A 572-nucleotide genomic window follows, 5' to 3' on the forward strand; every position below is an offset into this window, starting at 1 on the left:
TCAATTCAACCCGCTCGTTCGCAGGCAACCGTGCCGCGGCCCGCACACTCGGGTGCAGGTGGGACAACTCCGGCGCCTCGTACTCAGGCACGGTCACCACTGCTCGATCTGATCGAATCGCGGTACCGGGGCCGCGATCGTGTCCGGTTCCTGCTGAGCAGCGGCTTCCGGCGGGAGTAGTGGAATTGGTGTCTTCGAATGCCGCGTCGTCACTGCATGGCGGCGCTCGGTGTCGCGGCGCATCCGCTTGGTAGTTTTCGAGGCAGTGTTTGCGATTTCCCGCATTTGCGCGATCGTGCGGAACAACGCCGCCTCATCCACTTGGGCTACTCCGCGCTCGTGTAGTCGCGCCAAGGCGTGCCGGTGCTCCCACAGGCTCACAGAGGGGTTAGCCATCGTCCGGTAAGGGACCTCAACATACTGAGCCCCCTCCGGTTCCAACACTCAGATTCTGCTGATGTCCCTGGGGTCCCGGCGGATAAGGAACGGCCCAAGCGTGTCGCGCCGGCTGATCCATGGTTTCAGCGCATTGGAGAAATAGTGGACATGATCGATGACGAAGCCCGTCCTCG

1 protein-coding gene is annotated in these 572 nt (G+C 62.6%); it reads right to left on the bottom strand.

Going from position 1 to position 572, the window contains the following annotated elements:
* Window positions 1-93 precede the first annotated feature (93 nt).
* Window positions 94-396, bottom strand: coding sequence for a hypothetical protein (locus tag OCL88_RS21370; RefSeq protein ID WP_264963843.1), 303 nt, complete (start codon window positions 394-396; stop codon window positions 94-96).
* Between the last annotated feature and the right edge of the window lie 176 nt (window positions 397-572).

The organism is Paenarthrobacter sp. PAE-2, from assembly GCF_026013155.1.
Classification (GTDB): domain Bacteria; phylum Actinomycetota; class Actinomycetes; order Actinomycetales; family Micrococcaceae; genus Arthrobacter; species Arthrobacter ureafaciens.